We start from the raw sequence: 25,708 nt of genomic DNA, 5'->3' as shown, positions 1-25,708 counted from the left end.
AAGATCCCTGAGCGGAGTCGAAGGGTCGGGGAAGTTAAGTAAAGAATGAGTGCTTATATGTATATTTTAAAATGTAATGATGGTTCGTATTATACTGGAAGTACTAATAATCTTGAGTATAGGCTCTATCAACATATGACTGGAGAGGGTGCAAAGTATACATCAAAAAGGTTGCCTGTAAAATTAGTATATTTTGAAGAGTGTAACAGAATAGACGAGGCATTTGGTAGAGAGAAGCAAGTTCAAAAATGGGCTAGAGCAAAAAAGAATGCTTTAATAAACAATTTTTCTGAAGAGTTAGTAAGGTTAGCTGAGTGTATGAATGAAACACATTCAAAAAATAATCCACGACCCTTCGACTCCGCTCAGGGATCTTCTTATACATGTGGAGTTCAACAAAATGAAAAAATATGATGTTGTAATTGTTGGTGGTGGTATGGTCGGGCTTAGCTTGGCTTTAGCACTACATAAAAGTGGTTTGCAAGTTGCAGTTGTTGAAGCTAGAGATGTTAATCAAAAACCTCTAGATTCTAACAGAGTAGAGACCAGAGTTAGTGCAATTAATCACACCTCAAAGAGATTGCTGCAAGAGCTATGTGTCTGGAGTAAGATTAAAAGCAATCGTATATCACCATATTATCAAATGCGAGTATGGGATGATATTGTTAGTGAGAGTATTAATATTGCAGCTGAAGAAATATCTGAGCACAGCCTGGGATGTATAGTTGAAAATGATGTAATAACTCAAGCATTAGTTGAAAAAATTAACGATACTAGTATTGAGATTTTTGCGAATCAAAAAATACAGAAGATTCAAAGAAATGGAAATACTGAAAAGGTTCTCCTACAATCTGTCATTCCGGACTCCGATCCGGAATCTAATTCTACTAATTCGAATAAACATAATGGTGAGATCCTGAAACAAGTTCAGGATGACGTGAAAAAAAATATATGTATCGAAACTAGCCTAATAGTTGGAGCTGATGGAGCTAACTCTTTTATTCGTGATTATTTTAATTTTGAAACGAAGGTTAAGCCATATAAACATACTGCTATAGTAGCTACACTTGAGCTTGAAAAAGAGCATCAGCAAATAGCATATCAACGATTTTATGATAAAGGAGTGTTAGCCTTTTTACCGTTAGAAAACTCTAATAAAGCATCAATAGTTTGGTCTGTAAAAACTGATTATGCTAATTTCTTGATGAGTTTAGCTGATGAGAAATTTGAATTAGAGTTAGCAAAAGCAATTGATAATACTCTTGGGAGTATAAAACTTTTATCAAAAAGATTTAGTTTTGAGCTAATCCAGCGCCATGCTACAAGCTATGTAAAAGATAATGTAGTATTAGTTGGAGATGCTGCTCATACTATTCATCCTCTGGCTGGACAAGGTGTCAATATTGGTTTTAAAGATGTGATTGCTCTTACTAAAGTTCTTAGTGAAGCTTTTGCTAAAGGTAGATTGATTGGTCATATTTCAACTCTTGATAAGTATCAACGCGAAAGAAGACTTGATAATAAAAAAATGATAGCTCTTATGAAAGGCTTTAAAGAAGTCTTTGCTAGTGAGAATGATTATATCAAAAAAGCTCGTAGAGCTGGATTTGAGTTTGTTGATAAGAATAGTATTGTTAAAAGTTTTGTAGTGAAGCAGGCTTTGTAAAATAGATTTTAGGAGGCTGAGCTTGGAGAAAGAAGAATATCAAAAAATGCTTTTAGAGTTTTATAAAGAGAATTCTAAATTTATGGAAAAGCTTATACCAAGTTCATCACTTATTGTTGTAGGCTTATTTGTTAGTAAGTTAGAAATGATTCAAAATTTAAATTGTTATTTAAAGATACTTTTTTTATTATGTGTATTTTGTTTTATAGCTACTATTGTTATATCTGTTTATACAATAATAAAAAGTCAAAAGATAATAAGTGAAGTTTATGATAGTCTTGAGAATGAAAGATTTAGAATTGTTGAGATTATGGAAGCCTCTTATCGGTGGTCTTTTATTTTATCGTTAATATTTAGCTTTATTTTTATTGTAATAATTGTTGTTGGAGGATAAGTGTTATGTCAAAAAGTAATAACTCTAAAAAAACTATTAATATCAAATATGCTCAAGATTCAGCACCATTATCTAAAATTGTGGTTACTAAACCTGAAAAAAAGTCTGCTCAGCCATCAAAAGTTAAACCAAAACCATCAAAGTAGAAGTTGGTGAGGTTATTTATAAATAAGAAAAAATATGCATCCTTATATATACACTTATTTTTATGGAGTAAAGGATATTTTGTAATAGAGGGAGTTCCTCCAAGTAAACTTAATCCAGTGAGAAGTAAAAAAAATAAAGAAGAGAAAGGAAAAAAGAATATTAAAAATGAAAACAGATGATTTTGATTATAAATTGCCAGAAGAATTAATAGCTAGTTATCCTTTAGAAAATCGTGATGCTAGTAGATTATTAAAGTTAAATAAGCAAACAGGTGGAATAGTAGATCATAAATTTACTGATTTTATAGACTTTATAACTAATAAAGATTTACTTATTTTTAATAATAGTAAAGTAATGTTAGCACGTTTATATGGTGAAAAAACTACAGGTGCAAAACTTGAGTATCTCATAGAAAGAGTGCATTCGCCAAAAGTTTTTGAAACTCATATAAAAGCAAATCGTTCGCCAGCTATAGATAGTGAGATCTTTGTTCAAGATACGCCAGCTACAGTATTAGAAAAAGATGGTGGAATGTATCTGCTTGAGTTACAGGGCGATAAAGATATTTATCAAATTATGGAAGAGTTTGGCCATGTTCCTTTACCTCCATATATGAAGCGAGATGATGAAGAGTTTGATGCTGATAGATACCAAACAGTTTACGCTAAGGATTTAGGTTCTGTTGCTGCTCCTACTGCGGGATTACATTTTAGTCAAGAGTTGATGCAGCAGATAAAAGATAAAGGTGTCGATATAGCTTATATAACATTACATGTAGGCTCTGGAACTTTTAAACCTGTGCAAGTGGACGATGTTAATAATCATAAGATGCATGCAGAAGTTATATCTGTACCAGAAGATGTTTGTGAGAAAATTCGCCAAACAAAAGCAAATGGTGGTAGAGTAATAGCAATTGGTACAACTTCTGTACGATCACTTGAGACAGCAGGGCAAAGTGGACAGATTGAACCTTATCACGGCGAAACTGATATTTTCTTGTATCCAGGTAAAAGATTTAATGTAATTGATGCAATGATTACAAATTTTCATTTACCTAAATCCACATTAATAATGCTTGTATCAGCATTTGCAGACAAAGAAAAAATAATGAAAGCATATGAACATGCCATAGCTGAAAAATATAGATTTTTTAGTTATGGTGATGCGATGTTTATTTATTAATTGAAGTATTAATTTAATAATTATAGTCATTCCCACGGAGGTGGGAATCCCTCAAGTAGCTAGGAGATCCCCGTGTCAAGCACGAGGATGACTTACTTTAAATTTAAGGAGTATAATGAAAAAAGCATTCTTTTTTGATATTGATGGAACTTTAGTGCATGAGAAAAAAGGCAAGCTCTTTGTTTCTGATAAAAATATCCAAGCTATAAAAGACTTAAGAAAACAGGGTTATAAAACTTTTATAGCAACAGGACGTACTCAAGGATTTATTCCTGAAGCAGTATTAGATTTACCTATGGATGGTTTTATCACAGCAAACGGTTCTGTTGTAAACGTTGGTGGAAAATTAATTTATGAAAAACTTTTTCCTCAAAGTGCTATAGATGATGTTTTAAAGTTTTGTGAAAAGCATAATCATGACTGGCTTTTTGAAGGTGAGTATGCGTATGTAAATAATTTAGAGTCAGAAGATCTGAGCTACTTCTATAATCATGTCATAGTTAATAAGGATAAGATTGTTACAACTCATAATTTATATAATGTCACTATTTATAATGCTTTAGTTTTAGGTAAAAATGTTGATAGTGTTGCATTGCAGCATACTTTAGGCGATAGTTATGTTATCGCTCCACATAACGAAAATGGTTATGTTGATTGTTACCTGGCAGGACATACAAAAGCTGATGGTATAGATAAGGTTGTTGAGAATCTTAGTTTAGCTGAGTATGAAACATACGCATTTGGCGATGGTAATAATGATTTAGAGATGTTTGATAGAGTTGATGTGGCTATTGCTATGGAAAATGCCTCAGATAAGTTAAAAGAAAAGGCTAGTTTAATAACTAAAGCAAACTACCATGATGGGGTGTATTATGGTTTAGTTAAGCTTGGCCTAATTTAGTTGTCAATTTAGTTTTGGATATGTATTAAAATATGATTTTTGTTATTTTTTGTTTTGCGCTAATAGGTCTTTTGGTAGGTATTTTAGCGGGCTTGTTTGGTTTTGGTGGTGGAATAATTGTTGTTCCTGCTATTTCAACGTTTATTTCGATATATGAGCCAGCATATGCGTCAAACTCTATGCATATTGCTGTTGCGACATCTTTACTTGTTATGTTATTTACATCAATGAAAACAACATATGCCCATCATAAGGCTAATAATATAATTTGGAGTGTTGCGCTGAAGCTAAAGCTAGGGTTGATAATAGGGACTGTTTTAGGAGCAGCTATAGCTAGTTATCTTTCAAGTATCTTATTAGAAGCATTATTTATTATATTTCTAATATATACTGTATTAAAATTGATATTAAAGATGCTTAATAATTCTAAGCCTAACTCTAAAGAGATTTGTGGTAACGAAAATGAGCCTTCATCAAAATTATTATATGCTTATGGTCTCTTTACTGGTTTTGTTTCTGTTATATTGGGTATTGGTGGAAGCATCATAGTTGTTCCTTTTTTGAGAGGGCGAAATTATAGGCTTACAAATGCAGCAGCAATTGCAGCGGCTATAGTACCTTTCTTAGCACTTTTTGGAGCTATTTCATATGTTATAGTTGGCTTTAGTGATCCAAATTTACCTAATTACTGTTTAGGTTATATTTATTTACCTGTTGCTATTAGTATAGTTGTAGGTTCTTTTGTTGGTGTATCAATTGGAGTTAAGCTATCAGGCAAGATCCCTCAAAAAGCACAAAACTGGGCTTACTTAGTGATTATGATTATTATACTGATAGTTATGATTCTTTAGGTTTTGTGAAAGCTAGAATATAAAATAAAGGCGCATTTATAAAAGCTATTATATATTTTATAACTAAAGTTGAGATTATTATTTCAAAAGCGCTTTCTATAGGTAGAATCCCAGCAAAAGCAAATCCGTAAGTTATAAGAGTTGTATCAAGTATTTGAGATATTAAGGTTGAGCCTGTATTTCTGAACCATAGCCATTTTATATCAGAACTGAGACTTCTAAGTTTCGAATAAATAAGTACATCAAATAATTGAGAAATTAGATAAACGCAGTTACCGATTATTACAGCCTTTAACGCACCACCATTAATCGAAAAAAATAAATCAAAAGCTTCATTTGTTTGTTTATAGAAAGAGTCATTAATAGAGTTAAATAGTGTAGCCATAAACATTAGAAGTACAAATGATAAACCAAAGAATATTGATTTAAGTACAGCTTTTCTAGCTTCTTGTCGGCCATATTTTTCATTAAGTAAGTCATTAGCAGTAAATATGCCGCCAAACATTACATTACCTAAAGTCGCAATTATATGAAATCCAGCAATATCATAAGCAACACCCCTATTAACTTGGATGTTTGCAGCTATTACGCTAATGACAATAAATACATGCAATCCTTTTTTGCCAAAAAGCTTAAAAGCTAGAAATAATATAAAGAAGTCTATAAATGTAAATAGGATTAAAATATCAAAATTGCTCATTTGTTTGCCTTTAGTTTTGTTTACCCTGGATAGTTACGAACAGGGGATTTAAAATCTGCTATAATATAACAAAACTATTTATTAATAACAAATTTATATTTGCGGAGTATTTTATGCGTTTTGCACATGTAATGTTAAGAGTTAAAGATTTAGATAAATCGATTGATTTTTATAAAAATATCTTGGGAATGTCTGTTCAAAAAAAAGCAGATAATCCAGAATATAAATATACTTTAGTGTTTTTAGGCTATGGAGATATTTCTAATCATACGGTTTTAGAGCTAACATATAACTGGGGTGATCATGAATATGATCATGGTAATGCATTTGGACACTTATGCATGCAAGTAGAAGATGTCTATAAGGCTTGTGAAGATGTTAAAGCAAAAGGTGGAATTGTAAGTAGAGAAGCAGGGCCTGTCAAAGGTGGAAGCACTGTTATTGCTTTTATAAAAGATCCAGATGGTTATCAAATAGAACTTATTGAAAAAGCTTAAATGAATACTATAGATACAAAAGATACACTAAATATTATAATAATAAGAGGTTACTTTAGTAAGGGTGACTCAGTTGTACATGCTGATATTAATGGTATAAAAGTCAGAATAACTACTGTAGCTTTAGGTCGACCAGTTTTTGTCAAAAGAAAGTTAAAACGAATCATAAATAAATATAAAATTAGTAGTGAAAACTATGATTTAATTTATGCAATTTCTATGTCAGCAGGAATCTCATCATTAATAGATGAAGAGCTCTATAAGAAATTACACTTAATTACACCATTTTTTATTCATCATAAGACAATGCGAGTTCTTAGAAAAGTTAGGCTTAGAAAAATGCTTGGTGCATATTTTTTATTGCTTATGAATGGCAAACTAGGTAAGTTTAATGAGAATATTAGAGTTACTCTTACAGAGAATGACACTATCGTTGATAATAAATTTTTTGAGAGTACTTGGGGAGAAGTTAATCTAATTAAAGATCTAGATCATACTTTAAATGATGAGGTCATTGAGAATATTATAAAAAGAGATATTCGCTTAATTTCAAGTAATAATCAGCAACTTTAATAAATTGTAACTGCATAAAATTTTATAAAAGTATAAAATATACATTACATTTATTATTTTTTTATAAAAATATGGTAAGAAACAATAAAGGTTTCTCTCTTGTTGAACTGATGGTTGTGATAGCAATAGTTGGTATATTGGCAGTCGCTGCAATAGTATCGTATGCAAATCATATAACTAAAGTTAGACTGCAAGATGAGATTGATAAAATGGATAATTATCGTAAAGCAGTTGCAGTTTATATTCAAGAACAAGGTATAAGTAGTGATGAGGAATTTCAATCAGGAATAGCTGATATGAAAGACGACTACTTTGGTGATGATAATGTCGCTATTATGAATGAGTTTAGACAAAATAATGGCAGATTAATTAGCCATCCAGTAGTACAAGGTATCGCATATCAAATAGCAATAACTCCAAGAATAAATAATAATGGAACTTTAGTTAATTGGGAGTGTGATATTGGTTATGATAATCGTACTGATGAGACTGTAGACCCTAACCAGCCAACAGGTAGTCCTCCCTCTGGTGTAATGCCTAATGGTTGTAATGAGACAAGCGAGGAGTTAAATGATGATTTACTAGAGTTTGAAAGTTTACTCGATGAATTATCTAGTACCGTAGATACTAACTTTAATAACGCTCTAACTGCATGGAACCAAAGAAGAGACGATGCCCTTACAGCGGATGCAGAATACCAAGGTTATATTACAGCCAGAGATAATGCACTAGCTGACTACAATAACTATCAAAATGAGATAGCGACAATAAATAGTGAAATAACTAGTAGAAATGACTTAATAGACCAAAAAGATACTGATGCTTCGCAATATGAGGCAGAAGCAGCTGCTCATAGAGCTAATCAGGCAACAGCTGAAGCAAATGATGATACTGAATTAGCAGCGACTTTTCAAGCAAGTGCAGAAGCAGCAGAGGCAAATGCTACAACATTAAGAAATGATATATCTGTTTTGGAAGATGAAGTAACATTATTAGAAAATAATAAAACAATAGCTCAAACCAATAGCACTAATTCTTATAATGATTATACTTCACAAGTTTCTAATGCAGAAGCTCGCTACGCTACAGTAGAGGCAGACACCAAAAACCTTGATATACCTGATGGGACTCCTCGTGAAGAAATTGAAAATTATAGTTATTCACAGGCGATCACCTTATCAAATCAAGAATACAATGCAGCTAAAGATGCACTATTAGAAGATTCTCAGTTTGCTGATACTGTTCGTGGTGCTGGAGATAGACCAGAGAATAGCGTACCTGTTGGAGCCCCTGAGGTTTAATTTAATCAGTGAGTCATCTAAAAGAGTTTTAGCTTTTTGCAGCAACACCTCTAAGTCTTACATAATCAGCATACCATTTACCATCTTTGAAAAGATTTTTATATGCTAGTACTTCAGCATCATTGAGAAACTCAGCAACGTTATTAATTTTATCTAGTAAGTTTACTCTAAAAGTTTTTACCCAGTTCTTAAAACCATCATTTCCTTCAAGCAGAGTAAGTCTTTCAAATAAAATCATATATTTTACAGTAAAACCATTTTTTTCAAGAAGAGTACTATACTCTGAAATACTTGGATAGAAGTTATCGATATCATAATCTTCGATTTGATATTTCTTAGCCGTATTATCTAAGCTGGATAATACTTCTTTAATATTACCTTTGCCACCCATTTCAAATACAAACCTACCATCTTTTTTTAATATATGATTTATATTTTTTATAACAGCAAGAGGGTTTGTCATCCAATGTAAAGCAGCATTTGAAAAGACGGCATCAAAACTTTCTTTTTTAAGATCTATATCCTGTTGAGCATCTATTTGTATAAACTCAATTTCAGAGTAGTTCTCTTTTGCTTTTTTAAGCATATTCTCTGAAATGTCAGCACCTATAACTTTAGCACCAGTATTTTTTATTATGTTAGTAAGCTCACCTGTGCCACATCCTAGGTCTAGAATATTTTCTCCCTTAGATGGGTTTAAAAGTTCAACAACTTCATTACCGTATTGTGTAACAAATTTTCCAGTAGAGTTGTATGATTTAGGTTGCCATAAATTGTTATTACTCATAAAGATTCCTTATTTTATCCCCTAGAGATAGTTGAATGATGAAATAACCAATATATTAATAATCCCCATATGCCAAAAACTAGTCCCACTAAAATCCAGATATTTTTTGGTAGTAAGATTGTAGTTAGTCTCTTATCTAAAATCTTAGGAATATCTTTTGCAATTCCTAAACCACAAAAAATATGTATTAAGACATTAAAAGCAACAATTATAGGTAGGGAATTATGTATCAAAGTCGAAGAAATAGTATTAATATCCATATAAATAAACCTTTAAAAAACTATATGAGCATGCTCTTTAGAGTGGTATGAGTTCTGATAATATTCACGAATAATTTCAATAGCCTCATCGATTGTATCAACAAGATGTAAAATCTTCAGATCATTTTTATTAACAACACCATTTTCTAACATTGTTGTTTTAATCCAATCTACTAAGCCGCCCCAAAAGTCTTTACCAAAAAGTATAACAGGCATGTATGTTTTTTTCTCAGTCTGTATCAAAGTAGCTATATCAAATAACTCATCCATGGTACCAAAACCTCCAGGCATAACAATGTAAGCCATTGAGTGTTTAATAAACATTGCTTTTCGAGTAAAAAAATATCTATAACTAAGATTAATATCTTGGTATGCATTAGGTTTTTGTTCATGAGGTAATGTTATATTTAAGCCAACACTTGAAGAGGATCCTTCTAGTGCTCCTTTGTTACCGGCTTCCATAATTCCAGGTCCGCCACCTGTAATGATTGTAAATCCATGATTAGATAATTTTTCTGCTATTTCGATAGTTTTTAAATAGTACTTATTATCTTTTTTTAATCTTGCTGATCCAAATATACTAATTGCTGGAGTGAGCTTGTCTAAGCGTTCAAAACCTTCAACAAGCTCAGAGGTTATTTTTAATATATTCCATGTTTCTTTAGCGCGATCAAAAGTTACTTCACCATTATGCGTTGGGACTATTTTCTTATTATTACGACTCATAGAATATCTCTCTTAATAAATTATGCTAGTGTTTTATTTTATGATTAACTATAATTATAACTATTAGTTTAGTGTATTTGTACATATAATCATTAATGTTGATACACAAGAGGTTAAAGATTTAATAAAAAATTCACAAAGGAGAATTTAAATGGGTTTTCTAGCAGGAAAGAAAATAGTAGTAACTGGTCTTTTAAGTAATAAGTCAATTGCTTATGGTATTGCAAAAGCTCTACACAGGGAAGGTGCTGAACTAGCATTTACTTATGTTGGCCAATTCAAAGAAAGAGTTGAAAAGCTTAGTGCTGAGTTTGAGCCAGCAGCTGTTCTTCCTTGTGATGTTACATCTGATCAAGAAATTAAAGATTTATTTGTAGAGCTTGGAAAGGTTTGGGATGGTCTTGATGGTATTATCCATTCAATTGCATTTGCTCCACGTGATCAATTAGGTGGTGATTTCGTTGATACTGTAACTCGTGAAGGATTCTCAGTTGCTCATGATATAAGTGCTTACTCTTTTGCTGCTTTAGCTAGAGAAGGTCGTGCAATGATGAAAGGTAGAAATGGTTCTATCGTAGGTCTTACTTACATCGGTGCAGAAAAAGCTATGCCAAGTTATAATACAATGGGTGTTGCAAAAGCATCTCTAGAAGCTACTATGAGATATACAGCTCTTGCTTTAGGTCAAGATGGAATCAATGTGAACTGTGTATCGGCTGGACCAATTAAAACTCTTGCTGCTTCAGGTATTTCAAACTTCAAGAAGATGTTAGATTATAATGCATCAGTATCACCACTTAAGAAAAATGTTGATATTATGGAAGTTGGTAATACAGTAGCTTTCTTATGCTCAGATATGGCTTCGGGTATTACAGGTGAAAATATTCACGTAGATGCTGGTTATCATAGTGTATTAATGGGTAATGTTCTTTAATTCTCTCTAAATAAATCTAATTCAATCTTATTTTATACATATAAATAAAACTGATATGTTTTATAAAAAAATATTAGTTTTTATTATTTATCTTAATAGCTAATAATGACCTTACATAATGTAAATTATAAGGTTGTTTATGAAAAAAAGAGCTTTTAACTTTGTACTTGCTTCAATGTGTATTTTTGGAGTATCGCAAGGTGTCGCACAAACAAATCCACAATGCTTAGATAAATCTTTCACATTACAGCTTCTTGGTTCTGGAGGACCAATTACAGATGATGCTAGAGCATCTGCAGGTGAGTTGATATGGATTGATGGCAAATCTAAGGTTTTGGTTGATGCTGGTGGTGGCACATATCTTAGATTTGGTCAATCAGGTGCTCGATTAGAGGATTTAAAGTCAATCAGTATGACACACTTCCATGCAGATCATTCAGCAGATTTACCAGCAATATTAAAAGGAGCATACTTCTCTGATAGAAAAGAAGATTTACCTTTATCTGGCCCAACTGGTTCTGGCCTTTTCCCTAGTGCAACTGATTTCCTTCAAAGAGTATTTGGAGAAGATCATGGAGCTTTTGCATATTTACATGGAATACTTACAGGTACAGACGGTTTTCCTTTTAAACTTGATCCTGTAACAAATGTTGATTATACAAAGTTGGGACCAACGAAAATTCTTTCAAATGATGAATTTACTGTTTGGGCATTGGGAATTCCTAAAGGAGATGTTCCAACTTTAGCATATAAGATAGTATCTAAGAAAGGTACTATTGTTGTGGCTGGTGCAGGCGGTAGTAATGAGCATGATAAATTTAGAGATGCTTTTATTAAGTTTGCAAAAAATGCAGATATTCTAATGATGCCTATGCCAATTGATGAAAATGCAGATGCAGCGGGCAGTTTCTTACATGCTAAACCATCTGTAATTGGACAAGTTGCTGCTGCAGTTAATCCAAAAGCATTAGTTCTAAGTCATTTCTTAGGTAAGGGTTTATTACTTAAAGATGAGTCTACTAAGATTGTACAGAAATACTATAAAGGTCTTGTATATGAGGGTAGAGATTTAGCATGTTTTCCCGTTGATGGAGTTAAATAAGGAGAGTTTGAAATGAAAAAAATACCTTTAACAATCGCTTTAACAGCTTCTATGTCATTTGGAGTTGCTTTAGCAGAAGAAGCTAAAGCGCCCATTACCCAAGCTCAAGAGTCATCTGAAAGTAGTCCAATCGCTCAAGGTGAAGGTAAATGTGCTAGTGGTAAATGTGGTTCACTTAAAAAGTTTGGTGTAGTTGATGTTAACTCTGATGAGCAAGATGGCAAACTTGTAAGAGCAAGAGATGGCAAGTGTGGTACTAAAGTAGAGAAAATCTATGGTAAGCAACATAAGCAAGAAGTAGCACAATTAGGAAAATGCTCTAATGGGGTATGTGGGCAATGACTGGTAAGTTTCAAGGTATTGGATTAAGATCTGAGCATCAATCAATATTATCAAAACAAAAAGTTGACGGAATTGATTTCTTAGAGCTTTCTCCAGAAAACTGGATGAATTTAGGAGGTTTTAAGCAAGACTACCTTGATAGAGTTGCCAATATTTATCCTATCATAGCTCATGGTTTGAGTTTATCAATTGGCGGTTTTCAACCACTTAATAAGAGATTTTTGAATGAAATCAGAGCATTTTTAGATGATTATAAGATAGAAGTTTATAGTGATCATTTATGTTTTTCTGATGATGAGAAAGGATATTTGTATGATCTTTTACCAGTGCCTAGAGAAAAGGAAAATATTTCTTATATTTGTGATCGTATAGATCAAGTTCAAGAGATTATAAAAAGACCCCTCACCTTAGAAAATATCTCATATTATTACCAATATGATAATGATATGAGTGAACTAGATTTTATTAATGAAATTTTACAAAGAAGTGGTGCGAAAATGCTTCTTGATATAAATAATGTTTATGTCAATGGACATAATCACAACTATGATGCTTATGAGTTTATAAAAGGCATAAATAAAGGCAGTATCAATTATTACCATATTGCAGGACATTATAAAAAAGATGATTTCATTTTAGATACTCATGGTAAAGATGTAATACAGGAGGTAAAAGAGCTTGCTAAGTTTGCAGTTGAGCAACATGGCTGGCATCCAATGTTACTTGAGAGAGATCATTTTGTACCTAAGCTTGATGACTTAGTGAATGAACTAAATAGCATAACAAATATTATAGAGGGAAAAATATGAATATATCAGAATCTATAAAAAGTAAAATGCAAAACTTTACTCATGCTATCCGTTATGGTAGCTCAACTGATGATAAGATACAAATGTATCGTGAGTTCATAGTAGGTAATATTTCGAGTGTTTTGGAGAACACTTTTCCTTATTTTAATATTCATGCATCTCAAGAGTTGAAGAATGCTATCTTAAAAGTTTTCTTTGAGGATAACATTGCATCAGAACCAGCATTTCATCAGATTGCTACAGGGATATTAGAATCTTCAAGGCATGTGGAAATGAGTGAAGGACTGTCTAAGTTAATAGAGTTCGAGTGGCTGCTTTTTTCTATAGAGATAGATGAATCTAAAGTTTTTAAGAATATAGAAATTGCTAAAAATTTAAATTTTAAAGATATAAAAAACATAGAATCAAATCCAACATTAACTTTTATATCATTACCATTTGATATAAATGATTTGGATGAAAAAATAAGTGCGGACCAAAATATTCTCTATGCAATTTATCGCAATGTAAATTATAGGACTTCATATCAAAGGCTATCGCCATTAGAATTTGCAGTTCTCAGTTCTGTACTAGAAAAAAGTGTTAGTATTTTTGATTTAGATGATTTTCAACAAATAGACAAGAAATATAAAGAACAGTTAATCAAGAGTCTAGTCTCTTGGCACAACCAAAATATGATTACTTTATCAGTATAAGGAGCAATTTATGATAAATAGGATATATGAAATATATTACAAGATTATCCAAAAGTTTCAGTTCATTGACTTTTTACTTTTGTTGGGAATACGATTATATTTAGTGCCTACAATGTTTGTAGGTGCTAGATCAAAAGTTGAAGGATTTAGTACAACGGTAGCATGGTTTGGTGCTCCGGCTTCGCAAGGTGGTTTGGGTATGCCTTTTCCAGAGGTGATGGCATTCTTGGCAACTTCTGCGGAGGTTATAGGGTGTATTGGTATTGCCTTTGGACTATTTACTAGACTTGTTTCAATTCCGATGATGTTTGTAATGGGTGTTGCCGGTGCTATGGTACATTGGGCTCATGGTTGGCCTGCCATTGCAGATAAAACTGCAGAATCTACACAAAGGTTAAATGATTTATTTGTATGGTTATCGCAAAACTTTCCTGATAGATATAACTATGTTACAGCTTTAGGTGATCCTGTAATGTTAAATGGTGGTATGGAATTTTCTGTTACATATTTTATCATGTTATTTACATTATTCCTATATGGCGGTGGAAGATATGTGAGTGCTGATCATTGGTTAAAAAAGATATTCATCAAAAAGTAAAAAGCCAGTTCATCTTGCCATAATTTAATTAAGTCATAGTTGTTATAATTCTAAAGTGATCATTACGCTATAGCCTGCTAGGCATAAAAGTAGTAAATTCAGCATGACATTTTTATCTATAGTTAGCTATATTAACAAGATCATATCTTTTGTCTTAATTTATAAGCGTTAGTCTCAAAACTTAAAATAAAGGATTACTTAAATAAACTTAAAGCTAGTATAGATATTAAAAAGAGCTGTTTAGGTTTTAAATTCAATTATGAAAATATAATTTTTTTATATAAATTTATTATTTTAGCCCTAATTTAATAAGATCATGCATAGTTACAACTCCTAAAACGTGATGTTCATTGTCTACAACTGCAAGACTCATAATTTCAAATCTTTCCATTGTTTCTAAAGCTGTCATTGCCATATCATCTTTTGATATAACTTTTGGGTGCTTACTCATCACGTTAGAAATAGGCAGATGAGAGTCAAAATTATCAGATTCAAAAATTCTACGTAAATCACCATCTGTAAATATACCAAGAAGCTTACTATCTTGGCAAGTGACAAGTGTATTGCCTATTCCTTTATTGCTTATCTCAAGTATAGCTTTGCGGATAGTATCAGAAGGGTTTATCTGAGGTATTTCTGAACCTTTGCGCATAATATTTTCAACTCTCAATATTAGTTTTCTACCAAGAGCGCCACTTGGATGTGAGAATGCAAAATCTTCAGCTGAAAAGTTCTTTGCTTTAAGTAAAGCTATGGCTAAAGCATCTCCTAAGACTAAAGTAGCTGTTGTACTTGATGTAGGAGCTAGATTTAATGGGCAAGCTTCTTTATCTACGCCAAGATTTAAGTGTATATCACTATTTTTTGCCATAAGTGAATCAGGATTACTAGTTATTGAGATCATAGGGATGCTCAGGTGTTTAATCATTGGCATTAACCCCATTATTTCACTTGAGTTTCCAGAGTTTGATATAGCTATTAATATATCATTAGATGTGATCATACCAAAATCTCCATGACCAGCTTCTCCTGGATGAACAAAAAATGCAGGTGTTCCTGTACTGGCAAGAGTTGCCGCCATTTTCTTGCCAATATGGCCAGATTTTCCCATTCCTGTAATAATCACTCGTCCTTTATTATTAGTTAGAATGATATCGCAGGCTTTTTTAAAACTTTGTCCTATAGAATCTTTTAGGTTTTCTAATGCTGTTATTTCCATTTCAAAGGTTTTTTTTGCATTCTCTATATGACTCATTTTGTATTTATCCTCTATTTTAAAATGCTGTAAACTAGAACTGTTATGGTTTTAAACTATTATTTACTCAAATATTTTATACTGTTATGCTAAAATTATCTTTATTATTTTATACATAAAAAATAAATTTTATGAAGAACTTTCAAATTAATCCCTCTATTTTATCTGCAAACTTAGCAAGATTAGGTGATGATGTAAAAGATGTATTAGACGCTGGAGCTGATAATATTCATTTCGATGTTATGGATAACCATTATGTACCAAATCTTACTTTTGGACCGATGGTATTAAAAGCATTGAGAGATTATGGGGTTGATGTAGGTATGGATGTCCATCTTATGGTAAAACCTGTAGATAGTCTTATTGAAAGTTTTGCTAAGGCTGGTGCTAGTAGTATAGTGTTTCATCCAGAGGCTAGTGAGCATATAGATAGAAGCTTACAACTTATTAAATCATTCGGTATTGATGCAGGTCTTGCATTAAATCCTGCTACAACCATTGATTGTCTAAAATATGTTGAAAGTCATATTGATAGAGTTTTGATAATGTCTGTAAACCCTGGTTTTGGAGGTCAGAAGTTTATTCCAAATATGCTTGATAAATCTAGAGAGGTTTCTCAATGGATAAAGTCTACAGGTAGGGATATTTTATTAGAAATAGATGGTGGAGTTAATCCAAGTAACATTGCAGAAATTGCAAGTTATGGAGTAAATGCCTTTGTTGCAGGTTCAGCTATTTTTAATTCTCAAAGTTATAAAGAAACTATAATGTCTATGAGGAATGAGCTTGCAAAAGTCTAATAGAACACTTATTTCTTTAAAGATTGTAGAAATAATAGCATCAGTAGTTACTGTTCTGCTAAGTTATTCCATACCGTTACATCTTTTAAAATATAATACTCGCAACTTCAGTAGTTTCGATTTTCTAGTTATATTTATCATAATAACCTCTTTATTTGTATTTTTAACTGCTGAGTATACAAATGGAGAAAAAATATCAAAATCAAAAAATATTTTAAAAGTAATTTTATGCTGTTGTGCAATAACAATAATCGTAACAGCATTAGCCTTTTTCTTGAGAGGATTTTCTTTTCCAAGAAGTTTGATTTTATTTGGTTTCTTTATTCAAGTCGTTTTATTATCTATATCTAGAGTTTTTTTTAGATGTCTTATGAGAAGAGCTATAGAGAACAGTATATTAGTTTTAGGTCTTGCTGAAGAAAGAGGCTGGATGTTTAAAAAAACAGAAGATTGTAAGTTGCCTAAAGAAGTTGTCGCAGGTTATCTTAGTTTAGATGTCAAGGGAGTTAACTTATCAGATATTATTGATGGATATACAAAAGTTTTTATTTCAGATAAAGGCTTGAAAAGAATGCCTGATAGTGATTTATCATTGTTAAGTAAATACAATGTCGAAATAGTTCTTATTCCAAGAAAGTATGAAATATCTATATGGGGGGCTATACTTGTACCTTTGGGGGATAGTGTAGCAATGAGTGTTAAAAACTTTGGATTATCTTTTGAAGCTCAAGTGATAAAAAGAATTTTTGATATTATTCTAAGTTGCTTTTTTATTTTATTAACATTTCCAATAATGTTTGTAATAGCTTTAGCTATCTTTTTAGAAGATAGAAAATCACCTTTTTTTGTACAGGAAAGAATTACCAAAGATAATATAAAATTCAAGCTTATAAAATTCAGAAGTATGCAACTAGGTGCAGAATCTAAAACAGGAGCAGTTTGGGCATCTAAATCTGATAATAGAATTACGAGAGTTGGTAAAATAATTAGACCTATATGGATAGATGAGTTACCACAGTTTTTCAATGTCTTAAGAGGAGATATGTCTATAGTAGGTCCTCGTCCAGAAAGACAAGAGTTAATTGAAGAGTTTACTAAGGATACCCCTGAATTTAGCTATAGAACTAAAGTTAAAGCAGGCATTACTGGATATGCACAAGTTCTTACTAATTATGACACATTGCCTGAAAATAAATTAAAATTAGATCTCATTTACATTCGTAGATGGAGTTTTATCTTTGATTTACTTATTATTATTGAAACAGTAAGAGTAATTTCTAAAAAGGTTCTGGGTATATTTTTGCCTAAGAAAAAAATTAAGAATACGCAAATAAAAGAAGTAAAAAACCAAAACTATATAGAGTATATTTATGAATAAAAAAATATTAGTAACAGGTGGAATAGGCTATATAGGTAGTCATACTGTAGTAGAGCTTCTAAATAGAGATTACCAAGTGATAGTGGTAGATAATCTTTCAAATAGTAAAGTATCTGTAGTAGATAGAGTTAAAGCTATTACAGGTAAAGAATTTGATTTTTATCAGGTAGATCTTTTGCATAAGTCTAATTTAGAGAGCATTTTTCAAAAGCACAAAATTGATGCTGTGATACATTTTGCTGGATTTAAAGCTGTTGGTGAAAGTGTAGAAAAACCTTTAGAGTACTATCATAATAATATTCAAGGAACTATAAATTTGCTTGAGCTGATGCAGGACTATAAAGTATATGATTTTGTTTTTAGTTCATCAGCGACTGTTTATGGAATGAATAATGAACCTCCATTTACAGAGGATATGCCTCTGAGTACGACAAATCCTTATGGTGCTACAAAGTTGATATTAGAAGAAATCTTGAAAGATCTTCAGAATGCAAACAATAAATTTAATATTACTTGTCTAAGATATTTTAATCCAGTAGGAGCTCATAAGAGTGGTATGATTGGTGAAGATCCTCAAGGAATTCCAAACAACCTCATGCCATATGTTGGGCAAGTTGGTGCTGGTAAGTTGTCAAAGCTCAGTATTTTTGGTGGAGACTATGAGACTAGAGATGGTACTGGAGTAAGAGATTATATTCATGTGGTGGATCTAGCAATTGGTCATATTTTGGCATTAGAGAAACTAGCACAAGATAAATCTGATTGGCGAGCATATAATCTAGGCTCAGGTAATGGTTATTCTGTATTAGAGCTTGTCAAAGCTTATGAAAAAGCATTAGGTAAGGAAATTCCTTATCAAATAGTAGATAGGCGAGCTGGTGATATTGCTGCAAGTTTTGCAGATGTTTCTAAAGCTAAGAAAGAGCTGAGTTTTGAAACAAAAAAAAGTATAGACGATATCTGTCAACATATGGTTAGATGGCAAAATTACGCGAAAGAGAATAATATTTAATAAAATGAATATAGTTATTATAGATCACTATGCTACTAGAGCCTATAAAGGCAAAGGTGGGCGTCAGTACTACTTTGCTAGAGAGCTAGCTAGAAAAGGTCATAATGTAAAAGTAGTCTGCGCTAATGTAGATCATCATAGTGATTATATTGTTAATACAAGTAAGAATATTTCTAAGACTCTAAAAGATGATAATAATAATGATTGGGTTTTTGTAAATACATTAAAATATAAACCTGTACAATCTAAGCGAAGATGGCTGAATGTTTTAGATTTTTATTTTAAGCTTTTTTTTCGTTATAAAAAAATAATACCTAAAGACACAGATATTATTATTGCTTCTAGTGGGCCTCTATCAACGCTTCATGCTGGTTTACACATTGCAAAAAAAATGAATATTCCTTGCGTTTGTGAAGTCAGAGATTTATGGCCACTTTCTATAGTTGAGTATTCACGTTTAACTGATAAGAATCTAATTATAAAAGCGTTATATAAGCTAGAAAAATGGTGTTATAAAAAAGCGGCTGCAATAGTGTTTACTCTAGAAGGTGGCAAACAATACATCAAAGATAAAGGATGGGATAGTGATATAGATCTTGAAAAAGTTCACTATATTAACAATGGGGTTTGTTTAGAGACATTTAATAAAAATAAAGAAAAGTATATTTATAGTGACACTGATTTAGATAATCCAGACCTATTTAAAATTGTTTATACAGGTACTATATCGAAAGTAAACAGGATTAAAGAACTTGTCAATCTTGCAGAACAGCTTAAAAATAAAAAAATAAAAATTATTATTTTTGGTGAAGGTTCAGAGGAAAGTAAACTAAAAAACTATTGTTTATCAAAAAGTCTAAGCAACATAGAGTTTAAAGGAAGAGTCGAAAAAAAATATATTCCGTCAATTATATCAAAAGCAGATTTAAATATTATTGTTATCGATGATAAGCCAAACTTATATAAGTATGGTATTTCAATGAATAAGTTATTTGAATATCTGGCATCAGCAAAACCAATAATATTAACAAATCCAGCCGAAGACAATAACTTTATAGTGAAAAGAGGTTGTGGACTGAATGTCTATCCTTTAACTACAGATAATATAATTAATGCTATTGATAGAATATATTTATTAGATAGTCATAGTAAAGAGAAATATATTTCTAACTCTATACATCAAGCTAATAGTTTTGACTTTAAAAATCATGCAGAAAGATTAGAAAATATTCTTATAAAGGTTAAAAAATAATTATGAAAGCTAGTTTATTAAAAAGGATAAAATCTAAAAATATAACTATAGGAGTTGTTGGTTTAGGTTATGTAGGTTTACCTTTAGCTGTAGAGAAAGCCTTAGTTGGATTTAAAACTATAGGTTTTGATATTCAAGATGTCAAAGTAGATAAAGTTAATAAAGGTGAGAACTATATTGGAGATATTATTGACTCTGATTTATCAAAGGCCGTTGATAGTGGTTTATTGAAGGCTACGAATGACTTTAGCTTTATAAAAAATGTTGATTTCGTGGCTTTATGTGTACCAACACCATTAGATGCCTATCAACAACCAGATATTAGTTATGTGAGAGATTCTGCAAAAGAAGTTGCTAAGTACCTTAAAAAAGGCGCTATGATAGTACTTGAATCAACAACATATCCGGGTACTACAGAAGAGCTTCTAAAACCAATTTTAGAAGAAGGTTCTGGGATGAAATGTGGAGAAGACTTTTACTTAGGTTTTTCACCTGAGAGAGTTGATCCAGGTAATAAGCAATTTAAAACAAAAAATACCCCTAAAGTAGTAGGAGCAATAGGTGAAGATGCCAAAGAGATTATTTCTGAGGTTTATAGGCAAGTTTTAGAAGGAGATGTATTTGTGACATCTACACCAGCAGTAGCTGAGATGACGAAGATATTAGAAAATACTTATAGAAATATAAATATTGGTCTAGCAAATGAGATGGCGATTCTTAGTGAAAGAATGGGTATTAACTATTGGGAGGTTGTAGAAGCTGCTAAAACTAAACCATTTGGTTTTCAGGCATTTTATCCAGGCCCTGGGTTAGGTGGACACTGTATACCTTTGGATCCGTATTATTTATCCTGGAAAGCTAGAGAGTTTGGTTTTCATACTTCTATGATAGAAGCATCTATGATGGTTAATGACCGTATGCCAGAGTACTGTGTGGAAAGAGTCTCTAAGGTTTTAAATAAATATAAAAAGTCTATAAATGGCTCAAAAATATTAGTGCTAGGTGTTGCCTATAAAAATAATATTGATGACTATAGAGAAAGTCCTATCTTAAAAATCATAGATATTCTTGATTCGATGGGAGCAAATATTGAGTTTTATGATCCGTATATTAACGAATATAAGTATAAAAATATTAAAAAAACTGGCTTAAAAGATTTGAGTACTAGTCATTTAAATAGTGCTGACTTAATTTTTATAGGAGCAAATCATAGTAGTTTTGACTATGACTTAGTACAAAAAAATGCCGAAGTTATTTTTGATGCTAAAAATGCAACTGCTGATTTATTTGATAAATCTAATATTGAGGTTTTGTAATTTGAGAATAGCATATTTAGTTAATTATGATATTAGTACAAATAGTGGTGTTGTTTATAAGATACTTCAGCAAACTAAACAGTGGTCTGAGTATGGACATGATGTTTATATAGTATCATTAAAAACATTGACTATGTATGATAGTAAACTTGATAAAATTACTAAACTACGACCATCAAACTTTAAATTTAAAAAGATAGGAACTTTTTTAAATCTATTGTTTAATAGTTTTTATATAAACAAACTAATTACAGGGATGAGATTTGATATTATTTATATGAGGTATCAGTTGTACATACCTTTCTTTACTAAGATTCTTAAGAAAAACACCATAGTAATGGAAATAAATTCAGATGATGTTTCAGAATATAAATTAAACTCTAAAATTACATATTGCTATAATTTATTTACTAGAAATATTATTTTAAAAAATGTTAATGCTTTTATTAGTGTAAGTAATGAATTAAAGAAAAGATTTACTAGCTTTAACAGACCTGTTGAAGTTATTGCTAATGGCATAAATACAGATAAATTTAATTGTGTTGCTAATAATAATAATCGACCAATATTTGTATTCATAGCAACTCCAAATCAGCCATGGCATGGTTTTGATAAGATACTACAAATGGCTGAATATTTTAAAGATTATGACTTTAATATAATTGGTTATGATGGTCAAAATACCTCTAATTTAAAATACTTTGGTTATTTAAATATGCAAGAGGCTACAGAAGTTATACAAAAAAGTGATATAGGAATAGGAACTTTATCTCTATATAAAAACAATATGTTTGAAGCTTCTCCATTAAAAACTAGGCAGTATTTAGCTTGTGGAATACCAATGATATATGCTTATGAAGATACTGATATTCAAGAGGTGAAATCATTTGGACTAAAATTGGAAAATAGTGAAAATAATGTTGATTATAAAAAAATACAAAGTTTTGTTGAAAGAGTCTTTAACTCGAAAGAAATAAGGTTAAAAGCTAGAAATTATGCAGTTAGTTACCTAGATTTTAAAATAAAAGAAAAACAGCGATTAGAATTCTTTAAGAAGGTTCTCAGTGAAAGTTAGAAAATTTTTTTTTGTTGCAGATGCTAATTCAGTACATACAGCTAAATGGGTTGATTGGTTTGTGGATAGAAAATTTGATGTTTACTTAGCTACCTTTTCACAATTGAATAAAACAAAATGCAAAAAGATTTATTTTTTAAGTGATAAAAAATCTAATATTTTTGGAGGTAATTACTATTATTTACTATCCATAAATAAATTAGCAAAAATTCTAAAAGATATTAAGCCAGACTATATTAATGCACACTTTAGCTATAGTATGGGTCTTATAGCAATACTTGCAAAGAAGAAGGCTAGATTAAGTGCTGAATTTAGTGTTGTTTGTCATGGTTCAGATATCCTAAAACCAAAAACATATTCACCTTTAAATTTAGTTAATAAATATGTTTTAAAGAAAGCTAATAAGATCTTTGCTGTTTCAGATCAAATTAGAGATAAGATAGAATGTCTTGGTATTAACATTGATAATGTCTTTGTAGGTCAGTATGGTATAGAAGTCTTTAATAACTTACCAATCAAAAAAGATATAGATATATTATCTAATAGAAATTATGTTGAAAATTCTAGAATTGAATTATTATTAGAATATTTAGAGCATTTTAGACAATCTAGGTTAAATATTGTTTTTGTATTACCTCATATCCAAGAAGCTGAATTTATTAGATTAGAAAATAAATATCCATTTATAAAGTTTTATAGAGCAGTTAGTCATAGCAATATGATTAATATGGTTAGTAGAAGTAAAGTGTATGTAAGTGCTACTAAATCAGATGGTTCATCTTTGTCGTTATTGGAAGCTATGGCTTATGAAGCAATCCCTTTGGTTTCTAATATTGTATCTAATAGGAGTTGGGTTTTAGATGGTGTTAATGGTTACTTGTTTAAGACTAAAGATGAGTTTATAAGAAAGCTTAGTTTGTTGAATGAAATAGAGTTAGACGATTTCTATAAAATAAATAGCAAAATTGTAAAAGAAAAATGTATATACAAGAGTCAAATGCAGAAGATAGAAAACTTTTTAATTGGTGTTGATGGAAAATGAAAATACTAACCATACTAGGTGCAAGACCTCAATTTATCAAAGCTGGCTCAGTAAGTCGAGAAATAAAAAGGCAGAAGGAAGAAGGTCGAAGTATTGAGGAAATAATAGTTCATACAGGCCAGCATTATGATGCTAATATGTCTGATATATTTTTTGATGAGATGAAAATTCCTAAGCCAGACTATTTTCTAGGTATAGGTGGCAAATCTCATGGTGCTATGACTGGGCAGATGATTGAGAAAATTGAAGAAGTTGCCTTAAAAGAAATGCCTGATTGGATTATGGTGTATGGTGATACTAACTCTACTTTAGCTGGAGCTATAGTTGCAAGTAAACTACATATTAAATTAGCTCATATAGAGGCGGGGCTAAGAAGCTTTAATATGCAAATGCCAGAAGAGGTAAATAGGATTTTAACCGATAGAGTTAGTAATTTACTTTTTTGTCCAACTGATACTGCTATACAGAATCTCAAAAGTGAGGGCTTTGTGGTTGAGGGAGAAGGCGGAGGGCGGAAGGCAGAAGGACAGAGCAGTTGTTTTGGACATGTTGTTAAAGTTGGTGATGTAATGCAAGATGGAGCAATCTTTTATAAAAACTTAGCTAAAAAGCCTTCAATCTTTAGCCTTCAATCTTCTAACTTTATCCTTTGTACTATTCATAGGGCCGAAAACACTGATAATATAGATAGATTGAAAGAAATTTTTTCAGCACTTAATGAAATTGCCAAAGAGAAACAAATAATCTTACCTCTTCATCCTCGTACAAAAAATATTTTAGAGAAATATGATATTTCTTCTGCTAATTTAACAGTTATTGATCCAGTAGGTTATTTAGAAATGGTTTGGTTAATAGATAATTGTGAGCTTGTGATGACAGATAGTGGAGGTCTTCAGAAAGAAGCTTATTTTTTTGCTAAGCCATGTATTACTCTAAGAGATGAGACTGAATGGGTTGAATTAGTTAGTCTTGGGGTAAATATTCTTGTGGGAGCTGATAAAACAAACATATTAAAAGCCTATAATGATCTAGATAAAACTAAATTGAATTTCTCAAATAGTTTATATGGAGATGGTAATGCTAGTAGAATAATTATAGAAACTATTTTAAGCTATGAAAAAGGTGAATAAATGAAAAACTTTGCATTAATTGGAGCTGCTGGATATATAGCGCCAAGGCATATGAAAGCTATTAAAGAAACAGGTAATAACCTGGTTGCATCGTATGATGTATATGATGGGATTGGTATTATGGATAGTAATTTTCCAGAAGCTGAGTTTTTTACAGAGCTAGAAAGATTTGAGGATTTTATAGAAAAATTTAATAGAAAGAAACAAATAGATTATATAGGTATAACGACACCAAACTATTTACACAAAAGTCATATTCGTGTAGCTCTTAAAAGTGGTGCAGATGCTATATGTGAAAAGCCTCTTGTTTTAAATACACTAGATATAGATGAGTTAAAGCTTATAGAAAAAGAGACTGGTAAAAAAGTTTATAATATTCTGCAATTACGGCTACATGATTCTATTATCGCGTTAAAGGAAAAAGTTACAAAAGAGCTAAAAGAGAATCCTAACAAAATATATGATATAGATTTAACATACTTAACAAGTCGTGGTAAATGGTATTTTGAATCTTGGAAAAGTAAAGAAGATAAGTCTGGAGGTATAGCATCAAATATAGGTGTTCATTTTTATGATATGCTTTGTTGGATATTTGGAGAAGTAGAAGAAAATATCGTTCATATTAAGCAAGTAGATACAAATGCAGGATACTTCAAATTAAAGAATGCTACTGTTAGATGGTTTCTTTCTGTAAACTATGACTATATTCCAGAGGATGTAAAAGCAAAAGGTCTTAGAACATATCGCTCTATTACTGTAGATGGCGATGAAATAGAGTTTAGCGGTGGTTTTACTGATTTACATACTAAAAGCTATGAGCATATTCTAGATGGTGGTGGCTTTGGTCTTGATGAAGCTTATGGATCTATTCGCACTGTTTCAACTATTAGGAATCTGCCTGCTGTTGGCCTTGAAGGAGAGTATCATCCGTTTTGTGAGAAGGTTGTAGAAGGTAGAAGGTAGAAGGTAGAAGGTAGAAGGGA

30 protein-coding genes are annotated in these 25,708 nt (G+C 31.3%); 25 read left to right on the top strand and 5 right to left on the bottom strand.

What is annotated here, in order from left to right:
- Nucleotides 1–57: 57 nt before the first annotated feature.
- From F7310_RS06965 to F7310_RS06940, 7 genes are all read left to right on the top strand, one after another.
- Nucleotides 58–414, top strand: a complete 357-nt coding sequence (locus F7310_RS06965) for a GIY-YIG nuclease family protein (protein WP_202968668.1) — start codon at nt 58–60, stop codon at nt 412–414.
- Nucleotides 401–1,666 carry an FAD-dependent oxidoreductase gene (locus tag F7310_RS06960; protein WP_072712773.1) on the top strand — a complete coding sequence of 422 codons (1,266 nt, stop codon included), beginning with the start codon at nt 401–403 and terminating at the stop codon, nt 1,664–1,666. Before F7310_RS06965 ends, F7310_RS06960 begins: the two co-directional genes overlap by 14 nt.
- A gap of 22 nt (nt 1,667–1,688) precedes the next feature.
- Nucleotides 1,689–2,060, top strand: coding sequence for a hypothetical protein (locus tag F7310_RS06955; protein ID WP_072712772.1), 372 nt, complete (start codon nt 1,689–1,691; stop codon nt 2,058–2,060).
- A 5-nt stretch (nt 2,061–2,065) separates the two neighbouring features.
- Nucleotides 2,066–2,206 (top strand): hypothetical protein, encoded by a 141-nt coding sequence (locus F7310_RS10520; protein ID WP_158513253.1) that lies wholly within the window; start codon nt 2,066–2,068, stop codon nt 2,204–2,206.
- Nucleotides 2,207–2,372: 166 nt separating this feature from the next.
- Nucleotides 2,373–3,389: a tRNA preQ1(34) S-adenosylmethionine ribosyltransferase-isomerase QueA gene (queA, locus tag F7310_RS06950; protein WP_072712770.1), complete on the top strand. Its 1,017-nt coding sequence runs from the start codon at nt 2,373–2,375 to the stop codon at nt 3,387–3,389.
- 115 nt (nt 3,390–3,504) lie between these two features.
- Nucleotides 3,505–4,290, top strand: a complete 786-nt coding sequence (locus F7310_RS06945; RefSeq protein WP_072712769.1) for a Cof-type HAD-IIB family hydrolase — start codon at nt 3,505–3,507, stop codon at nt 4,288–4,290.
- Between the two features lie 32 nt (nt 4,291–4,322).
- Complete coding sequence (locus tag F7310_RS06940; protein ID WP_072712767.1) at nt 4,323–5,141, top strand: sulfite exporter TauE/SafE family protein; 819 nt, start codon at nt 4,323–4,325, stop codon at nt 5,139–5,141.
- On the opposite strand, the gene F7310_RS06935 is transcribed toward F7310_RS06940, so the two are convergent.
- Nucleotides 5,128–5,841, bottom strand: coding sequence for a queuosine precursor transporter (locus tag F7310_RS06935; RefSeq protein WP_072712765.1), 714 nt, complete (start codon nt 5,839–5,841; stop codon nt 5,128–5,130). The genes F7310_RS06940 and F7310_RS06935 overlap by 14 nt on opposite strands.
- A gap of 113 nt (nt 5,842–5,954) precedes the next feature.
- Between F7310_RS06935 and gloA the strand changes: the two genes are divergently transcribed.
- The 3 genes from gloA to F7310_RS06920 all read left to right on the top strand — a co-directional run bounded on the left by gloA (nt 5,955) and on the right by F7310_RS06920 (nt 8,212).
- Complete coding sequence (gloA, locus tag F7310_RS06930) at nt 5,955–6,338, top strand: lactoylglutathione lyase (RefSeq protein ID WP_072712764.1); 384 nt, start codon at nt 5,955–5,957, stop codon at nt 6,336–6,338.
- Complete coding sequence (locus tag F7310_RS06925) at nt 6,339–6,911, top strand: hypothetical protein (protein WP_072712762.1); 573 nt, start codon at nt 6,339–6,341, stop codon at nt 6,909–6,911.
- A 71-nt stretch (nt 6,912–6,982) separates the two neighbouring features.
- The gene (locus F7310_RS06920; RefSeq protein ID WP_072712761.1) at nt 6,983–8,212 is read left to right on the top strand and encodes a pilin; all 1,230 of its coding nucleotides are present in this window, start codon (nt 6,983–6,985) and stop codon (nt 8,210–8,212) included.
- Between the two features lie 28 nt (nt 8,213–8,240).
- On the opposite strand, the gene F7310_RS06915 is transcribed toward F7310_RS06920, so the two are convergent.
- Genes F7310_RS06915 through F7310_RS06905 form a run of 3 tightly spaced genes read right to left on the bottom strand, consistent with a single transcriptional unit; the run spans nt 8,241 to nt 9,985 of the window.
- Nucleotides 8,241–8,999, bottom strand: coding sequence for a class I SAM-dependent methyltransferase (locus tag F7310_RS06915; protein ID WP_072712759.1), 759 nt, complete (start codon nt 8,997–8,999; stop codon nt 8,241–8,243).
- Nucleotides 9,000–9,013: 14 nt separating this feature from the next.
- Complete coding sequence (locus tag F7310_RS06910) at nt 9,014–9,259, bottom strand: hypothetical protein (RefSeq protein ID WP_072712758.1); 246 nt, start codon at nt 9,257–9,259, stop codon at nt 9,014–9,016.
- A gap of 12 nt (nt 9,260–9,271) precedes the next feature.
- Nucleotides 9,272–9,985, bottom strand: a complete 714-nt coding sequence (locus tag F7310_RS06905) for an LOG family protein (protein ID WP_072712756.1) — start codon at nt 9,983–9,985, stop codon at nt 9,272–9,274.
- A 151-nt stretch (nt 9,986–10,136) separates the two neighbouring features.
- On the opposite strand from F7310_RS06905, the gene F7310_RS06900 reads away from it, so the two are divergent.
- The 6 genes from F7310_RS06900 (at nt 10,137) to F7310_RS06875 (ending at nt 14,465) form a co-directional block, all read left to right on the top strand.
- Nucleotides 10,137–10,919: an enoyl-ACP reductase FabI gene (locus F7310_RS06900; RefSeq protein WP_072712755.1), complete on the top strand. Its 783-nt coding sequence runs from the start codon at nt 10,137–10,139 to the stop codon at nt 10,917–10,919.
- A gap of 139 nt (nt 10,920–11,058) precedes the next feature.
- The gene (locus F7310_RS06895; protein WP_072712753.1) at nt 11,059–12,021 is read left to right on the top strand and encodes an MBL fold metallo-hydrolase; all 963 of its coding nucleotides are present in this window, start codon (nt 11,059–11,061) and stop codon (nt 12,019–12,021) included.
- Nucleotides 12,022–12,033: 12 nt separating this feature from the next.
- Nucleotides 12,034–12,363: a hypothetical protein gene (locus F7310_RS06890; RefSeq protein ID WP_072712752.1), complete on the top strand. Its 330-nt coding sequence runs from the start codon at nt 12,034–12,036 to the stop codon at nt 12,361–12,363.
- Complete coding sequence (locus F7310_RS06885; protein WP_072712750.1) at nt 12,360–13,172, top strand: MbnB/TglH/ChrH family RiPP precursor modification enzyme; 813 nt, start codon at nt 12,360–12,362, stop codon at nt 13,170–13,172. Before F7310_RS06890 ends, F7310_RS06885 begins: the two co-directional genes overlap by 4 nt.
- The gene (locus F7310_RS06880) at nt 13,169–13,867 is read left to right on the top strand and encodes an HvfC/BufC family peptide modification chaperone (protein ID WP_072712749.1); all 699 of its coding nucleotides are present in this window, start codon (nt 13,169–13,171) and stop codon (nt 13,865–13,867) included. Before F7310_RS06885 ends, F7310_RS06880 begins: the two co-directional genes overlap by 4 nt.
- Nucleotides 13,868–13,877: 10 nt before the next feature.
- Nucleotides 13,878–14,465, top strand: coding sequence for an HvfX family Cu-binding RiPP maturation protein (locus F7310_RS06875; protein ID WP_072712747.1), 588 nt, complete (start codon nt 13,878–13,880; stop codon nt 14,463–14,465).
- A gap of 289 nt (nt 14,466–14,754) precedes the next feature.
- On the opposite strand, the gene F7310_RS06870 is transcribed toward F7310_RS06875, so the two are convergent.
- Nucleotides 14,755–15,720 (bottom strand): KpsF/GutQ family sugar-phosphate isomerase, encoded by a 966-nt coding sequence (locus tag F7310_RS06870; RefSeq protein WP_072712746.1) that lies wholly within the window; start codon nt 15,718–15,720, stop codon nt 14,755–14,757.
- Between the two features lie 131 nt (nt 15,721–15,851).
- Between F7310_RS06870 and rpe the strand changes: the two genes are divergently transcribed.
- Genes rpe through F7310_RS06825 form a run of 9 tightly spaced genes read left to right on the top strand, consistent with a single transcriptional unit; the run spans nt 15,852 to nt 25,688 of the window.
- Nucleotides 15,852–16,520: a ribulose-phosphate 3-epimerase gene (rpe, locus tag F7310_RS06865; RefSeq protein ID WP_072712744.1), complete on the top strand. Its 669-nt coding sequence runs from the start codon at nt 15,852–15,854 to the stop codon at nt 16,518–16,520.
- Nucleotides 16,501–17,898 (top strand): sugar transferase, encoded by a 1,398-nt coding sequence (locus tag F7310_RS06860; RefSeq protein ID WP_072712743.1) that lies wholly within the window; start codon nt 16,501–16,503, stop codon nt 17,896–17,898. The genes rpe and F7310_RS06860 overlap by 20 nt, the downstream gene beginning before the upstream one ends.
- Nucleotides 17,891–18,910 (top strand): UDP-glucose 4-epimerase GalE, encoded by a 1,020-nt coding sequence (galE, locus tag F7310_RS06855; protein WP_072712741.1) that lies wholly within the window; start codon nt 17,891–17,893, stop codon nt 18,908–18,910. The genes F7310_RS06860 and galE overlap by 8 nt, the downstream gene beginning before the upstream one ends.
- 4 nt (nt 18,911–18,914) lie before the next feature.
- A complete protein-coding gene (locus F7310_RS06850) occupies nt 18,915–20,162 on the top strand; it encodes a glycosyltransferase family 4 protein (RefSeq protein ID WP_072712739.1) in 1,248 nt (415 codons plus the stop codon).
- 2 nt (nt 20,163–20,164) lie between these two features.
- Nucleotides 20,165–21,478 (top strand): nucleotide sugar dehydrogenase, encoded by a 1,314-nt coding sequence (locus F7310_RS06845; protein WP_072712738.1) that lies wholly within the window; start codon nt 20,165–20,167, stop codon nt 21,476–21,478.
- 1 nt (nt 21,479) lies between these two features.
- Nucleotides 21,480–22,553 carry a glycosyltransferase gene (locus F7310_RS06840; RefSeq protein ID WP_072712736.1) on the top strand — a complete coding sequence of 358 codons (1,074 nt, stop codon included), beginning with the start codon at nt 21,480–21,482 and terminating at the stop codon, nt 22,551–22,553.
- A complete protein-coding gene (locus F7310_RS06835; RefSeq protein ID WP_072712735.1) occupies nt 22,543–23,595 on the top strand; it encodes a glycosyltransferase family 4 protein in 1,053 nt (350 codons plus the stop codon). Before F7310_RS06840 ends, F7310_RS06835 begins: the two co-directional genes overlap by 11 nt.
- The gene (gene wecB, locus F7310_RS06830; RefSeq protein ID WP_072712733.1) at nt 23,592–24,725 is read left to right on the top strand and encodes a non-hydrolyzing UDP-N-acetylglucosamine 2-epimerase; all 1,134 of its coding nucleotides are present in this window, start codon (nt 23,592–23,594) and stop codon (nt 24,723–24,725) included. The genes F7310_RS06835 and wecB overlap by 4 nt, the downstream gene beginning before the upstream one ends.
- Nucleotides 24,726–25,688, top strand: a complete 963-nt coding sequence (locus tag F7310_RS06825) for a Gfo/Idh/MocA family protein (protein WP_072712732.1) — start codon at nt 24,726–24,728, stop codon at nt 25,686–25,688.
- Nucleotides 25,689–25,708 lie beyond the last annotated feature (20 nt).

The sequence above is a fragment of the Francisella uliginis genome (assembly GCF_001895265.1).
GTDB lineage: Bacteria > Pseudomonadota > Gammaproteobacteria > Francisellales > Francisellaceae > Francisella > Francisella uliginis.
This window is presented reverse-complemented; position numbering and strand designations above follow the sequence as displayed.

Excerpts from the sequence above, each read along its gene's own strand:
- F7310_RS06965 (WP_202968668.1), top strand. The coding sequence starts at position 58 with ATGTATATTTTAAAATGTAATGATGGTTCGTATTATACTGGAAGTACT.
- F7310_RS06960 (WP_072712773.1), top strand. The coding sequence starts at position 401 with ATGAAAAAATATGATGTTGTAATTGTTGGTGGTGGTATGGTCGGGCTT.
- F7310_RS10520 (WP_158513253.1), top strand. The coding sequence starts at position 2,066 with ATGTCAAAAAGTAATAACTCTAAAAAAACTATTAATATCAAATATGCT.
- queA (WP_072712770.1), top strand. The coding sequence starts at position 2,373 with ATGAAAACAGATGATTTTGATTATAAATTGCCAGAAGAATTAATAGCT.
- F7310_RS06945 (WP_072712769.1), top strand. The coding sequence starts at position 3,505 with ATGAAAAAAGCATTCTTTTTTGATATTGATGGAACTTTAGTGCATGAG.
- F7310_RS06940 (WP_072712767.1), top strand. The coding sequence starts at position 4,323 with ATGATTTTTGTTATTTTTTGTTTTGCGCTAATAGGTCTTTTGGTAGGT.
- F7310_RS06935 (WP_072712765.1), bottom strand. The coding sequence starts at position 5,841 with ATGAGCAATTTTGATATTTTAATCCTATTTACATTTATAGACTTCTTT.
- gloA (WP_072712764.1), top strand. The coding sequence starts at position 5,955 with ATGCGTTTTGCACATGTAATGTTAAGAGTTAAAGATTTAGATAAATCG.
- F7310_RS06925 (WP_072712762.1), top strand. The coding sequence starts at position 6,339 with ATGAATACTATAGATACAAAAGATACACTAAATATTATAATAATAAGA.
- F7310_RS06920 (WP_072712761.1), top strand. The coding sequence starts at position 6,983 with ATGGTAAGAAACAATAAAGGTTTCTCTCTTGTTGAACTGATGGTTGTG.
- F7310_RS06915 (WP_072712759.1), bottom strand. The coding sequence starts at position 8,999 with ATGAGTAATAACAATTTATGGCAACCTAAATCATACAACTCTACTGGA.
- F7310_RS06910 (WP_072712758.1), bottom strand. The coding sequence starts at position 9,259 with ATGGATATTAATACTATTTCTTCGACTTTGATACATAATTCCCTACCT.
- F7310_RS06905 (WP_072712756.1), bottom strand. The coding sequence starts at position 9,985 with ATGAGTCGTAATAATAAGAAAATAGTCCCAACGCATAATGGTGAAGTA.
- F7310_RS06900 (WP_072712755.1), top strand. The coding sequence starts at position 10,137 with ATGGGTTTTCTAGCAGGAAAGAAAATAGTAGTAACTGGTCTTTTAAGT.
- F7310_RS06895 (WP_072712753.1), top strand. The coding sequence starts at position 11,059 with ATGAAAAAAAGAGCTTTTAACTTTGTACTTGCTTCAATGTGTATTTTT.
- F7310_RS06890 (WP_072712752.1), top strand. The coding sequence starts at position 12,034 with ATGAAAAAAATACCTTTAACAATCGCTTTAACAGCTTCTATGTCATTT.
- F7310_RS06885 (WP_072712750.1), top strand. The coding sequence starts at position 12,360 with ATGACTGGTAAGTTTCAAGGTATTGGATTAAGATCTGAGCATCAATCA.
- F7310_RS06880 (WP_072712749.1), top strand. The coding sequence starts at position 13,169 with ATGAATATATCAGAATCTATAAAAAGTAAAATGCAAAACTTTACTCAT.
- F7310_RS06875 (WP_072712747.1), top strand. The coding sequence starts at position 13,878 with ATGATAAATAGGATATATGAAATATATTACAAGATTATCCAAAAGTTT.
- F7310_RS06870 (WP_072712746.1), bottom strand. The coding sequence starts at position 15,720 with ATGAGTCATATAGAGAATGCAAAAAAAACCTTTGAAATGGAAATAACA.
- rpe (WP_072712744.1), top strand. The coding sequence starts at position 15,852 with ATGAAGAACTTTCAAATTAATCCCTCTATTTTATCTGCAAACTTAGCA.
- F7310_RS06860 (WP_072712743.1), top strand. The coding sequence starts at position 16,501 with ATGAGCTTGCAAAAGTCTAATAGAACACTTATTTCTTTAAAGATTGTA.
- galE (WP_072712741.1), top strand. The coding sequence starts at position 17,891 with ATGAATAAAAAAATATTAGTAACAGGTGGAATAGGCTATATAGGTAGT.
- F7310_RS06850 (WP_072712739.1), top strand. The coding sequence starts at position 18,915 with ATGAATATAGTTATTATAGATCACTATGCTACTAGAGCCTATAAAGGC.
- F7310_RS06845 (WP_072712738.1), top strand. The coding sequence starts at position 20,165 with ATGAAAGCTAGTTTATTAAAAAGGATAAAATCTAAAAATATAACTATA.
- wecB (WP_072712733.1), top strand. The coding sequence starts at position 23,592 with ATGAAAATACTAACCATACTAGGTGCAAGACCTCAATTTATCAAAGCT.
- F7310_RS06825 (WP_072712732.1), top strand. The coding sequence starts at position 24,726 with ATGAAAAACTTTGCATTAATTGGAGCTGCTGGATATATAGCGCCAAGG.